Annotated in this window: 11 protein-coding genes; 3 read left to right on the top strand and 8 right to left on the bottom strand. The window is 67.4% G+C overall.

Annotated elements, in window-relative coordinates:
• Positions 1 to 50: 50 nt before the first annotated feature.
• On the bottom strand, positions 51 to 902 hold the full coding sequence (locus AB4Y72_RS00310; RefSeq protein ID WP_441424185.1) for an alpha/beta fold hydrolase: 852 nt from the start codon (positions 900 to 902) through the stop codon (positions 51 to 53).
• 120 nt (positions 903 to 1022) lie between these two features.
• Here AB4Y72_RS00310 and AB4Y72_RS00305 point away from each other — a divergent pair, with 120 nt between their 5' ends.
• Positions 1023 to 3035 (top strand): M3 family metallopeptidase, encoded by a 2013-nt coding sequence (locus AB4Y72_RS00305; RefSeq protein ID WP_441424184.1) that lies wholly within the window; start codon positions 1023 to 1025, stop codon positions 3033 to 3035.
• Positions 3036 to 3244: 209 nt separating this feature from the next.
• Here the strand turns inward: AB4Y72_RS00305 and pdxS are convergent, their stop codons facing one another.
• The 6 genes from pdxS to AB4Y72_RS00275 form a co-directional block, all read right to left on the bottom strand.
• Complete coding sequence (pdxS, locus tag AB4Y72_RS00300; protein ID WP_441424183.1) at positions 3245 to 4171, bottom strand: pyridoxal 5'-phosphate synthase lyase subunit PdxS; 927 nt, start codon at positions 4169 to 4171, stop codon at positions 3245 to 3247.
• A gap of 208 nt (positions 4172 to 4379) precedes the next feature.
• The gene (pgsA, locus tag AB4Y72_RS00295; RefSeq protein WP_441424182.1) at positions 4380 to 5018 is read right to left on the bottom strand and encodes a phosphatidylinositol phosphate synthase; all 639 of its coding nucleotides are present in this window, start codon (positions 5016 to 5018) and stop codon (positions 4380 to 4382) included.
• Positions 5011 to 5631 carry an HIT family protein gene (locus tag AB4Y72_RS00290; RefSeq protein ID WP_441424181.1) on the bottom strand — a complete coding sequence of 207 codons (621 nt, stop codon included), beginning with the start codon at positions 5629 to 5631 and terminating at the stop codon, positions 5011 to 5013. The genes pgsA and AB4Y72_RS00290 overlap by 8 nt, the downstream gene beginning before the upstream one ends.
• A gap of 19 nt (positions 5632 to 5650) precedes the next feature.
• A complete protein-coding gene (gene thrS, locus AB4Y72_RS00285; RefSeq protein ID WP_441424180.1) occupies positions 5651 to 7660 on the bottom strand; it encodes a threonine--tRNA ligase in 2010 nt (669 codons plus the stop codon).
• 159 nt (positions 7661 to 7819) lie between these two features.
• Positions 7820 to 11344, bottom strand: a complete 3525-nt coding sequence (locus AB4Y72_RS00280; RefSeq protein ID WP_441424179.1) for a DNA polymerase III subunit alpha — start codon at positions 11342 to 11344, stop codon at positions 7820 to 7822.
• A complete protein-coding gene (locus AB4Y72_RS00275; RefSeq protein WP_441424178.1) occupies positions 11341 to 11676 on the bottom strand; it encodes a DUF6504 family protein in 336 nt (111 codons plus the stop codon). The genes AB4Y72_RS00280 and AB4Y72_RS00275 overlap by 4 nt, the downstream gene beginning before the upstream one ends.
• A gap of 214 nt (positions 11677 to 11890) precedes the next feature.
• Between AB4Y72_RS00275 and AB4Y72_RS00270 the strand changes: the two genes are divergently transcribed.
• Entirely contained in the window at positions 11891 to 12277 is a 387-nt protein-coding gene (locus AB4Y72_RS00270; RefSeq protein ID WP_441424177.1) for a hypothetical protein, read from the top strand.
• Positions 12278 to 12284: 7 nt separating this feature from the next.
• Here AB4Y72_RS00270 and AB4Y72_RS00265 read toward each other — a convergent pair whose 3' ends face one another.
• Complete coding sequence (locus AB4Y72_RS00265; RefSeq protein WP_441424569.1) at positions 12285 to 12611, bottom strand: chorismate mutase; 327 nt, start codon at positions 12609 to 12611, stop codon at positions 12285 to 12287.
• Between the two features lie 14 nt (positions 12612 to 12625).
• Between AB4Y72_RS00265 and AB4Y72_RS00260 the strand changes: the two genes are divergently transcribed.
• The gene (locus AB4Y72_RS00260) at positions 12626 to 13048 is read left to right on the top strand and encodes a VOC family protein (RefSeq protein WP_441424176.1); all 423 of its coding nucleotides are present in this window, start codon (positions 12626 to 12628) and stop codon (positions 13046 to 13048) included.
• The last annotated feature ends 5 nt before the right edge of the window (positions 13049 to 13053 follow it).

The following is a 13053-nucleotide window of genomic DNA, read 5'->3' as shown; positions in this document are numbered from 1 at the left end:
CCGCTCCGCGGTGCCCGATCCCGCCCGGATGCCCCCGCCATGGCGCCGCCCTACGGCGTTTCCTCCGACTGCCGCAGGAGTGCCGCGAAGTCGGCCGGCCGGGTGGCCGGCCACCAGTGGCCGCTGTCAACCCTGGTGACGATCACATCGTCCACCCACGACTCCAGCCCCTCCACCAGGGCCGGCGAGAGGAACGGATCCTTCAACGGGACCACCACATGCACGGGAATGTTCACCCGGGCCCTGGCGGCCGGCTTCCGCCGGCCGCCGAAGTTGGTCCGGTACAGGGCGAGCCCGCGGACCGGATCATTGCCGACGTCGCGCTTGGCCGTTCTTTCGTACCGGCGGGTGAGGAACAGGCGCCAGGCGGCCTCGGGCAGGACCGGGACCAGGAACGCCCCGATATACCAGCTGCGCAGCAGCTGCCCGCCCAGCTCCGGCCAAGCCCGCGGGTCCCGGGCACGTGCCCGGACCCAGCGGGAGAAGTGCCCCAGATCGGGCCCGGAAATACTCGTGTACCGGCTGATCCGGCCGCGCGCCCTGGGGTCCTGCACCGCAGCCCAGCCCTGGATCGAGCCCCAGTCGTGGCCCACCAGATGCACTGCCCCGGCGCCTGTCCCGGCCAGCACGGCGAAGGCATCGTCCACAAGGGTCGTCAGCGAATAGTCCCCGTCCGGGTCGTTGACGGCCGAGGCGCCCGCGTTCCGTGTGTCATAGGCCACCACGTGATGGGTCCGCGCCAGTTCGCGGATGGCCGGAAGGAACACGCGGTGGTCGTCCGGGTAGCCGTGCACCAGAAGTAGGGTGGGCACGCCCGGGCCCGGCTCCGGGCCAAACTCGAACACAGCCAGGACGGCCCCGGGAACGGCGACCGCCCGGCGTCGTTCGTTCAACGTCTCCACATGTTCCCCTCATAGGTTCCTGGACATCGGCGGTTTCTTGGGCACCATCCTACGTGGGCCTCATCACAACACACGGGGCCGGTCATTGAGAACCCAGGTTCTGCGTGGAAGAGTCACTCCATGACCAATCCCCTCCTGAGTCCCAGCACCCTGCCCTACGGCCTGCCGCCATTCGCGGAGATCGAAGACGCGCACTACGCCGACGCCGTTCAGGCCGGCCTGGCTGAGCACCTTGCCGAAATCCAGGCGATTGTGGCCGACCCGCAGGCGCCGTCGTTTGAGAACACCGCCCTGGCCATGGAACGCTCCGGCCGGCTCCTGGACCGTGCGGCCGCCGCGTTCTTCACGCTGGTCTCCGCGCACGCCTCGGATGCCATCCGCGAGCTCGAGACCCGGCTCTCCCCGCTCTTCTCCGCCCACCAGGACGCCGTCTACCTCAACCGCGGGCTGTACGAACGCTTCGCCGCCCTGGACTCCACGGTCCTGGACGCGGAGTCCGCACGGCTCGTGGAGGAATACCTCAAGGAGTTCCGGGCCTCCGGTATCCAGCTGGACGACGCCGGCCAGGCGCGCCTCAAAGAGGTCAACGCCGAGCTCGCCCGGCTCGGCACCGAGTTCGGCCAGCGCGTCAAGGAGGGCATGAAGTCCGCGGCCCTCCTGCTGGACGACGCCGCCGACCTCGCCGGCCTGCCTGACGACGACATCGCCAGCGCCGCCGAGGCAGCCCGGTCCGCCGGGCACGAGGGCAAATTCCTGCTCACCCTGATCCAGCCCAGCAACCAACCCGCCCTGGCCGTCCTGTCGAACCGGGATGTTCGCCGGCGGCTCTACGAGGCCTCAATCGGACGCGGCAGCGACGGCGGGCGCTTCGACGTGCTGGACCTGGTCAAGGACATGGTCCGGCTCCGCGCCGAGAAGGCGGCCCTCCTGGGGTTCGCGAATTTTGCTGAGCTCAGCGTGGACCGGCAGACGGCACCGGACTTCCAGGCCGTTCAGGCCATGATGAGCCGGCTGGCCCCGGCCGCCGTCCGCAACGCCGATGCCGAGGCCGAGGCGCTGGGCGAGGCCGCCGGGCATCCCCTCGAGGCTTGGGACTGGGCGTACTATTCGGCCCAGGTCAAGCGTGAGCGGTACGCCGTGGACGAGCAGGCCCTGCGCCCGTATTTCGAGCTGGACAGGGTCCTGAACGACGGCGTGTTCTTCGCGGCGAACGCTTTGTACGGCATCACCTTCCATGAACGCGCGGATCTCGCCGGTTACCACCCGGACGTGCGCGTCTGGGAGGTAAAAAATTCCGACGGCACGGACCTCGGCCTGTTCCTGGGCGACTACTACACGCGCGACACGAAGCGCGGGGGCGCCTGGATGAACGCTCTTGTGGAGCAGTCCGGGCTGCTGAACACCCGCCCGGTGGTGATCAACAACCTAAACATCTCCAAGCCGCCATCCGGCGAGCCCACCCTGCTGACGCTGGACGAACTCCGCACCACGTTCCACGAGTTCGGCCATGCCCTCCATGGCCTGTTCTCCGCCGTCACCTACCCGCGGTTTTCCGGTACGAACGTGCCGCGGGACTTCGTGGAATACCCGTCGCAGGTCAACGAAATGTGGATCATGTGGCCCGAGGTCCTGACCAACTATGCCCGGCACCACGCAACCGGCGAGGCCCTCCCGCAGGAGACCGTGGACAAGCTGAACGCCGCGCAGCTCTGGGGCGAAGGCTTCGGCACCACCGAATACCTCGGCGCGGCCCTGCTGGACCTGGCCTGGCATGTCCTGGACGGCTCCGACCTCCCGGACGACGCCGTCGAATTCGAGGCGAAGGCCCTGGCCGCGGCCGGGATCGCCCACAGCCTGATCCCGCCGCGCTACCGGACCGGCTACTTCCAGCACATTTTCGCGGGCGGCTGGTACGCCGCAGGGTACTACTCCTACATCTGGAGCGAGGTCCTGGACGCTGACACCGTGGAATGGTTCAAGGAACACGGCGGCCTCAGCCGCGCCAACGGCGATTTCTTCCGGGCCCAGTTGCTGTCCCGGGGGAACAGCAGGGACCCGCTGGAGTCGTTCCGCGCCTTCCGCGGCCGCGACGCGGACCTCCAGCCGCTGCTCAAGCGCCGCGGCCTGGACTAACCCTTCAGAACGCAAACGACGCCGGCCCGCCACCTCGAGAGGTGACGGGCCGGACTCGTTCAATCAGGAGCGCAAGGCGACGGGCGGTGTGATCCGGCAGCGTGCGTAAAAGGGGCCCCGCGCCCCGAGCAGCCTCTCAGCTGCCAACACGGCGCGGGGAATAGCACGCAGAGGATCAGCGCCGTCCGGGGCCCCCAAAGGCGCGAACGCTACCAGCCGCGCTCGGCGAGGCGGTGCGGCTGCGGGATCTCGTCGACGTTGATGCCGACCATGGCCTCGCCCAGGCCGCGGGAGGCCTTGGCGATCTCGTCCGGGTCGTCATAGAAGGTGGTGGCCTTCACGACGGCGGCGGCACGCTGGGCCGGGTTGCCGGACTTGAAGATGCCGGAGCCGACGAACACGCCGTCCGCGCCGAGCTGCATCATCATGGCGGCGTCGGCCGGGGTGGCAATGCCGCCGGCGGTGAACAGCACCACGGGGAGCTTGCCGGTGGCGGCAACTTCCTTGACCAGTTCGTACGGGGCCTGCAGTTCCTTGGCGGCGACGTAGAGCTCATCCTCGGGCATGCCGGCGAGCTTCTTGATCTCGGCGCGGATCTGGCGCATGTGCGTGGTGGCGTTGGAGACGTCGCCGGTGCCGGCCTCACCCTTGGACCGGATCATCGCCGCGCCCTCGTTGATGCGGCGCAGGGCCTCGCCGAGGTTCGTGGCACCGCAGACGAAGGGAACGGTGAAGTTCCACTTGTCGATGTGGTTGGTGTAGTCGGCCGGGGTCAGGACCTCCGACTCGTCGATGTAGTCGACGCCGAGGGACTGCAGGACCTGCGCCTCGACGAAGTGGCCGATCCGGGCCTTGGCCATGACGGGTACGGACACGGCCGCGATGATCTTGTCGATCATGTCGGGGTCGGACATACGGGACACGCCGCCCTGGGCGCGGATATCGGCCGGAACACGTTCCAGCGCCATCACGGCCACGGCACCGGCGTCTTCGGCGATGCGGGCCTGCTCGGCGTTGACGACGTCCATGATGACGCCGCCCTTGAGCATCTCCGCCATGCCGCGCTTGACGCGGTTGCTGCCCGTGACGTTCTTCGCGGACGCGCCGGCTTCGCTGCTTACATCAGGTGTAGACACAAAAACCCCTATGGGTAGATAGATGACCTCGCCGGGGCGCGAACGGCACGTTCATGCCGCGTCTCGCACACACCGGATTACCGGATCCATTGGCCGGTAAAGCTAATACTAGCCCCCGGCCGGGGCACGGCAGAATTCTGATGACAGCAGCCGCATCCCGCCCGCCGGCGGCGATTCGACGCACCCGCCGGGGCGGCGCGAGGCACCCTCAGGCGGCCCGTTCGGAGGCGCTGCCGTCCGGATCCGCCAGTGACTGCCGGTGGACGGTCGCGATGCGCTGAATCACTGTCACCAGGCTCGCGGCTGCGAGCAGGCACAGCGTCGCGAACAGCACCACGGCGGGCAGGCCCAGGCCGGTGAGTCCCGTGACCACCAGGACGGAGACAAGGCGCTCGGCGCGCTCGGCGATGCCGACGTTGGCATGAAAACCGAGCGCTTCGGCCTTCGCCCGCGCATAGGAGACAACCATGCCCAGGACCAGGCTGACGACGGCGGCGATGGCGACCGGCGGATTGGCGCCTCCGGTGAAGAACCAGACGGCGACGCCGGCAAACAGGGCGCCGTCCGCCACGCGGTCCAGGGTGGAGTCAAGGAAGTTGCCCCACCGTCCGCCGCGGTGCTGCATCCGGGCCATGATGCCGTCAATGAGGTCGGAGAAGATGAACGCCGTGATGAAAACGGTCCCCCAGAAGAGCTGCCCGAGCGGGTAGAACACGAGCGCGCCGACCACCACGCCGAGCGTGCCGACAACCGTGACGGCGTCCGGGGAAACGCCGATCCTCAGCAGCCAGCGGGCCACCGGAGACAACAGGGCGGTAAAAAACCCGCGCGCGTGCCTGTTAAGCATCCGGCTCCCCGTCGGTCTCGTGCTGCACGGGCATCTCCTGCGGCCAGGCGTCGGCCACCTGCTGGCGGACCTCGCCGAGGGTCTGCGTGACCGCCTTGGTCTGGGCAATGATGGGGAAGAAATTCCCGTCGCCGCCCCAGCGCGGCACGACGTGCTGGTGCAGGTGCCCGGCGATGCCCGCCCCGCCGGTGACACCCTGGTTCATCCCCAGGTTGAAGCCGGTGGGGTTGGCGACCTTCCGAAGAACCCGCATGGCGGTCTGGGTCAGTTCAGCGAATTCCGCGGTTTCCTCGACGGTGAGATCCGTGTAGTCGGGGATGTGCCGGTAGGGGCAAATCAGCAAGTGGCCCGGGTTGTACGGGAAGAGGTTCAGCACCACATAACTCGTGCGTCCCCGGTACACGATCAGGGAGTCCTCATCCCCCCGTTCGGGCGCGGCGCAGAACGGGCAGTCGTTGGGGTCCTTGAACTGGTGCTGGCCTCCCTTGATGTACGCCATCCGGTGCGGGGTCCACAGGCGCTGGAAAGCGTCCGGGACCCCGGCCAGGCCGAAGTCGTCCGTCACGGCGTGGTCGCCCGGATACTCCGGCCCGGCCCCTGTGGATTCCTGCACGCGCTGCCCTTCCGTAGGCCTAGCTGGTCCGGTTGCGGACGGCGTCGACGATCCGCTGGACGGCCTCGGCGACGGGCACGCCGTTGTCCTGGCTGCCGTCGCGGAAACGGAAGGACACCGCTCCCGCCTCGGCGTCGTCCCCGCCGGCGATCAGCACGAACGGGATCTTGTCCTTGCTGGCCGTGCGGATCTTCTTCGGGAAACGGTCCGAGGAGATGTCCACCTCGGCCCGGATGCCGGCCGCCTTAAGCTGGCCCACGACGTCGAACATATAGTCGTTGAAGGCCTCCGCCACCGGGATGCCCACTACCTGCACGGGCGCCAGCCAGGCAGGGAAGGCGCCGGCGTAGTGCTCGGTCAGCACGCCCATGAAGCGCTCCACGGACCCGAACAGGGCGCGGTGGATCATCACCGGCCGCTGGCGGGTGCCGTCGGCGGCCTGGAACTCGAGTTCGAAGCGTTCGGGCAGGTTGAAGTCCAGCTGGATGGTGGACATCTGCCAGGTCCGGCCGAGCGCGTCCTTGACCTGGACCGAAATCTTCGGTCCGTAGAACGCGGCTCCGCCCGGATCCGGGATGAGTTCAAGCCCGGAGGCCTCGCCGACTTCGGCGAGGGTGCGGGTGGCTTCCTCCCAGATGGCGTCATCGCCGACAAACTTGTCCGGGTTCTTGGTGGAGAGCTCGAGGTAGAAGTCGTCCAGGCCGTAGTCCTTGAGCAGCCCGAGGACGAAGTTCAGCGTGGTGGTGAGCTCGTCCTTCATCTGCTCGCGGGTGCAGTAGATGTGGGCGTCATCCTGGGTCATGCCCCGGACACGGGTCAGGCCGTGCACCACGCCGGACTTCTCGTAGCGGTAGACCGAGCCGAATTCGAAGAGCCGCAGGGGCAGTTCGCGGTAGGACCGGCCGCGGGAACGGAAGATCAGGTTGTGCATGGGGCAGTTCATCGGCTTGAGATAGTAGTCCTGGCCGGGCTTGCGGACCGTGCCGTCCTCGTTCAGTTCCGCATCGATGTGCATCGCCGGGAACATGCCCTCGCGGTACCAGTCCAGGTGGCCGGAAACCTCGTACAGGTGGCCCTTGGTGATGTGCGGGGTGTAGACGAACTCGTAGCCGGCATCCACGTGCCGCTGCCGGGAGTAGTCCTCCATGGCCTTACGGATGATGCCGCCCTTGGGGTGGAACACCGGCAGGCCGGAGCCGAGCTCGTCCGGGAAGGAGAACAGGTCCAGTTCAGCGCCGAGCTTGCGGTGGTCGCGGCGCTCAGCCTCGGCAATGCGCTCCTGGTATGCCTTGAGCGCGTCCTTGGTGGGCCAGGCCGTACCGTAAATGCGCTGCAGCTGCTGGTTGTTCTGGTTGCCCAGCCAGTAGGCGGCCGAGGACCGGGTCAGCGCGAAGGCGTTGGAAATCAGCTTGGTGTTCGGCAGGTGCGGGCCGCGGCACAGATCACACCAGAGGCTGTCCCCGCTCTTGCGGTCCACGTTGTCATAGATGGTGATGTCCCCGGCGCCGACCTCGACGCTGACGCCCTCTCCGGCGTCGGCGGCGTCGTTCTTCTTGCCCAGGAGTTCGAGCTTGTAGGGCTCGTCCTTCATCGCCTCGCGGGCCTCATCCTCGGTGACGACGCGGCGCACGAATTTCTGGTTCTGGTTGATGATCTTCTGCATCATTTTTTCGAGCTGGCGGAGGTCCTCGGGGGTGAACGGTTCAGCGACGTCAAAATCGAAGTAGAAGCCGTCCGTGATGTACGGGCCGATGCCGAGCTTCGCGTCGGGGCGCAGCTGCTGCACGGCCTGGGCCATGACATGGGCGGTGGAGTGGCGCAGGACGTTGAGCCCGTCCGGGGAATCAATGGTGACGGCCTCCACCGTGGCACCCTCGGGAAGGGGCTGGTCCAGGTCCTTCAACTCGCCGTTGACGCGGGCCACAACAACATCGCGGCGCTCAAAGAAGAGTTCCGCGCCGGTGGTCCCGGTAGTCACCTTGGTCTCTTCGCCGTCGACGAGAAGGGTGATCTGCTGGGCATCTGACACGGGTGTCTCCTATTCAAAGTTAAGGCTTCGTAGCTTGTGGCGTACGGGGACCACAGCCAGCCTCGTCCATGCTATCGGTTTCTCCAGAGGCCAACCAACGCGCCACGGCGGCAGCCGCCACACCGCGCTTATCGCACCGAAGGCTGCGCCGAAGGGTCCTCAGCCGCCCAGCCCGGTGATGGCGAGGTTCCGACTGATCCCGTCCAGGGGGCCTGGCAGGTGGCCGCCCAGGGGTCCGGACAGGTAGGGCGCGCGCTGACCGGCGACCCCCGCTGCCGGCTCCGGGAACGGCAGGGTCTCCGGGCGGCTGAGGTCCCAGGCCATGCTGGCGCTGATGCTGATCCCCCGCGGTCCGGTCCGCCGGGTGGTGCCGCGGATCAGCAGCAGGCGGGTGCCGAACAGCAAAGACCCGGCCTGCTCCTGCGCCTCGTGGAAGAAGACCGAATCCACGCAGCCCGTGCCGTCGTCGACGCTGATGAACACCACCCGCCGGCCGCCGCGCATGGGTGGGGTCTGGGTGGCCACCCGCACCCCGGCCACGAGCACTTCTGTGCCGTTGCGCAGCCCCAGCAGACGGTCCGCGGTGGTGACGCCGAGCCGGTCCAGCAACGGGCGGTGGCTCGTCATGAGGTGCTCGCTGACGTCCACAGCCATGAGGTCCAGTTCTGCCCGGACATTCTCCACCATGGTGGGTGCGGGCAGCGCCGCCTTCAGGTTCTTCAGTTCCACGTCCCCCAGCGGCAACGCCAGCTGGCCCTCGATGACGTCTATGCCTTTACGGTGGGGCCGGGCCTGGAGCTTCTGCAGGTGCTGGACCAGATCCGCCCGGTTCGCCGTTCCCCCGGACGCCCGGTGCAGGGAATCGAAGGCGCCCAACTGGGCCAGGCGTTGGATGCCGGGCCGGCTCAGCCGCGACCGGGCGCGCAGGTCCGCCAGGGAGTCGTAGGGCTGCCCGGCCACAATCCGTTTCAGCTCGGCGCCGGAGAGCCCGAAGATGCCGTTCAGGCTCAGCCGGATGCCCAGCTTGCCCCGGTCCGGTCCTGATTCCACCCGCTCCACCCGGTATTCGGCCTGGCTCCGGTTGATGTCGAGGGGAAGGATGGGAATGCCCAGCCGGCGGGCCTCGGCCACGAGGAGGCGCTTGGGATACATGCCGGGGTCGTGTTCCCAGAGACCGGCCAGGAACGCCTCCGGGTGGTGCGCCTTGAGCCAGGCCGACTGGTACGTGGGCACGGCAAAGGCGGCGCCGTGGGCCTTGCAGAACCCGAAACTGCCGAAGGCCTTCAGGGTGCCCCAGACCTTGTCCACCACCTCGGGGCTGTAGTTCCTGGCCCGGGCCTCCTTCCGGAAGAACTCCTCTACCTTCCCTTCCTGCACCTCGTGGCCCAGGGCACGGCGGAACTCGTCGGCGCGCGCCAGCCCGCACCCGGTCATGACGTCGAAGGTCTTGAGGATTTGTTCGTGGAAGACGGTGACCCCGTGGGTCTCTTTGAGGACGGGCTGGAGGTCAGGGTGCGGGTAGACCTCGGGGGCAAATCCGTGCCGGTGCTCCAGGAAGGGCCGGACCATGTCGGATTTCATCGGCCCCGGGCGGAACAGCGAGATGTCAATGATGAGATCGTTGAATTCCCGGGGCGCCATCTTGCCGATCAGTTCGCGCTGGCCCGGGGATTCGATCTGGAAGCAGCCCAGGGTGTGGGTGCTGCGGATCAGCTCAAAGGTGGGTTCGTCATCCAGCGGGACCGCGTTGAGGTCGATGTGCCCGTCCGCGGCGATGTAATCCGGCCCGGTCCCGTCCGGACCGGCCGGGTGGGCGCCGGCGGCCACCACCTCGGCCTTGGAGGGGTGGAGCCGGATGACTTCCCGGACGGCAAAGGCCATGGCGCTCTGCATCCGGACGCCCAGAACATCGAGTTTGAGCATGCCCATGGGATCCATGTCGTGCTTGTCGAACTGGCTCATGGGCAGGCCCAGGCCGCTGGGCTGCACGGGGGTGCGGTCCAGCAGGGTGGCGTCGCCGAGGATGACCCCGCACGGGTGCATGGAGATATGGCGCGGCAGCCTGTCCAGCCGTTCCGTGAGGTCCACCAACAGGTCCAGCTGCTGGTTTTCGCCGATGCCGCGCTGCTCCACCCGGTCCGCGAATTCCTTCAGCTCGGGTTTCTCCACGAGGGCTTCGCGGAAGTTCCGGGCCGAGAAACGCCACAGCTGCTTGGCGATTTCCCCGACCTCGCCGTCGTCCATGCCCAGGGCCAGTCCGGCGTCCCGCACGGCACCGCGAGCGCGGTAGCCGTTTTGCATGCTCATCAGGGTGACGCGTTCGGCACCGAAGCGCTCAAAGATCTTCCGGTAGACGTTGTGCCGTTCGGCGCTTTCGACGTCGATATCGATGTCCGGCAGCGTGGCGCGGTCACGGGAGAGGAAGCGCTCAAAGATGAGGTCGTGCTGGAGCGGGTTCACCTGGCTGATGTCGATCAGGTAGTTGACCAGGCTGGAGGCCCCCGACCCGCGCGCGGCCGCACGGACGCCCAGGGCCAGGATCATCCGGGAGACCTCGGCAACGGTCAGGAAGTAGGAGGCGAAGCCCAGCGATTCGATGATCCGGAGCTCGTGCTCCAGCCGGGTCCGCATCTGCTGTTCCTGCTGCCCGGAGATCCCCGGAAACCGGCGGGCGATGCCGGCTTCACAACGCAGTGTCAGCTCCGCGAGCGCATCCCCGGAGATTCCGATCACGGACGCTTCCGGGACCACGGGCTGCTTCCAGCCCATGTCGGCCACAGGATCCATGCGGCAGCGGTCCGCGAGCGCCTCGGTTTGGGCGAGGAGCCGTTTGAGGTCTGCCGTGCCGTACCCGGCGGCGTGGATGATCTCCTTGCCCAGCTGCAGCATCTGGGCCGCCGATTTGAGCCAGCCCTGCCCGTTGGGCTGCAGCAGCGGGGCGGCGGAGAGCTCGGGGAGGGATTTGAGCGTCCTGGCGGAGTCCAGCACGTCGGCGGTGGCCGCGCCGTCCTCGGCGACATACCGCACGGCGTTGCTCAGCACGGCAGGCACCCCGTGTTCTGCGGCGAGTTTGAGCATGCGCACGGCGTGGGCGGTGCTCAGTGGCTCCCCGGGCGGGCTGAGCTGGGATACCACCTCCGCTGCCAGCGTCCCGGGGGGCATGGCGTCCAGCCAGCGTTTGAACAACGTGCGGGGCCGCAGGTAGCGCCGGCCGCCCATGGCGCGCCCGACGTCGGAATCCGGGCCGATCAGCACCGTGAGGACCGGCTGCAGGGTTTCCGGGTGCAACGTGCGGGAGGCCAGCTCGGCCCTGGTGACAGCCACCGGTACCGTTCCCTGTGCCTTGCCCGAGGTGCGGGCGTGGGCGTCGGAGATCAGCCGGCACAGTGCCCGGTAACCGGCGCCGTTGTTGTGTCCGTGCGCCAGCACGACGACGCGTCCCCCGAGCTGGGTGCGGAGGTCGCCGTCGTCGTCAAAGACCGCAAGGTCGACCCCGACGATCGCATCCAGCCCTGCGGCCATGCACGCCTTCAGGTGCTTGACGGTGCCGTACAGCCCGTCACGGTCCGTGCACGCCAGCGCGGTGGCGCCGTCGGCGGCTGCGGCCGCGGCCAATTCCTCCGGCCACGAGACGCCATAGTGGGCGCTGAAGGCGGTGGAGACGTGCAGGTGGGTGAAGTTCATGCTGTTTCAGGCTTCCGGAGGGGCTTCAGGGCGTCGTGGATTCGTACGAGCCGCCACCGGCCGCTGCCGACGTGCCGGCTCAGGTCAAGGGTGAGGGTGGAGTCCGCCGCGCCCTGACCTGCGGCACGCACCTGGACCCGCCAGATCTCGTGGTCCACCAGGCCCGGGCCGCTCCCGAGCGGTGCCCGGTCTTCCTCCGTCCACCACTGCCGGCGTTCATACCAGCGGACCGGTTCCGCGCAGACCGTGTAGTGCCGGCCCGCCCAGTCCAGCCGCAGGGGCTGCCCTGCGGGAGTGCAGGCGACATCTACGGACTCGCTGAACATCCCCATACTGCCTCCCCGCGCCGTCCGACTGCCGCCAAGCCAGTACCGGCAGGCGACGCCTAGGTCTTACTCAATTGCCCATGGTTTCCCCTAGGGGTTTCACTTGGGTTTTTTCCTTGGCGTTCGAACATATATTCGAATAAATCCAGTCTACGTGGAAGAGGCGTCAAAACCCAGATCAGGGGTGGACGGACGCAGGTGCAGGTAGCAGGATTGAGCCATGAGCTCCCACAACGCACTTCTGAAGCACGTAAGCATCGCCGCCAAGGATTCAACCTTGGTGGCGACTTTTGATATAGACGGAAACATTCCCGGCCAGGGCGCCTATGTGGTGGGGCTCCTGGCGGCAACCCCGGACTACTCGCACCAGCGCAGAATGGGGATCGAGTTCATGAACGGCGAGGCCGTGTCCTTCTACTGCTTCAGCCACGACGGCACCGAGGAAAATTTCGACCTCAAGGGGGTCGAGCACTCGGGCAACACCATTACCGGCAATTTCCCGCTCACCACGGTGCTGGGGCTGCCCAAGGGCCACCTCATGACGGCCTTCAGCGATTGTGACGGCCGGGAATACCAAGCCAACGTGCCTGTCGAAGAGGCACTCTAAGCTCCCGCTAGGAGGTGGACTTGTACACTTCCAGCTCGAGCGTGATGAAGGCATCGATCATCGCCCGGTAGGTCTTCTCGACAAGTTCGACGTCGATGTCCTTCTTTTCCGCCGTGGCGCGGACGTGTTCGATGACCCGTTCCACACGCCCCGGCGCACGGACCTCGGCGCTGTCCGCCTTGAGGGTTCCGGCGATCCGGATCAGCCGTTCCCGGCGCCCAATCAGGGACACGATCTGCTCGTCCACCTCGTCAACAGCCACCCGCACGGCGGCGAGCTGTTCGCGGTCGGCCTTGGCGGCTTTGTCGTCTGCGTGATTTGTGGGCATGTGCATGACAGTATCGAAAGATGCAGCCACGAGTCGACTTCATATCACTAGGTGTCCGCAGTGTTCACGCCTCGCACCGCTTCTACGTCGACGGCCTCGGATGGCCGGTCCACCGGGAAGTGCCCGGGGAGGTGCTCTTCATCCAGGTCAACCACGGTCTCATCCTCTCCCTCTGGGACGCGGGACAGATGCAGTCCGAGGCGGCCACCGATCCCCCTGCCGGCATTGCGTGCATCACGCTGAGCCACAACCTGGCCAGCGCGGCGGAAGTCGACTGGGTAATGGCCGAGGCCGAAACCGCAGGAGCCCGCATCGTCGCGGCACCGAAGACCCAGCCCTGGGGCGGCTACACCGGCTACTTCGCCGATCCCGACGGCTACCGCTGGGAAGTCGCCTTCAACCCCGACTGGTCGGTCGGTGGCGGCGGTGCGGTGACGCTCTGACGCCG

The sequence above is a fragment of the Arthrobacter sp. YAF34 genome (assembly GCF_052113245.1).
Lineage (GTDB): Bacteria > Actinomycetota > Actinomycetes > Actinomycetales > Micrococcaceae > Arthrobacter.
The sequence above is the reverse complement of the archived record's forward strand: the minus strand, read 5'-3'. Positions and strand labels throughout refer to the sequence as shown.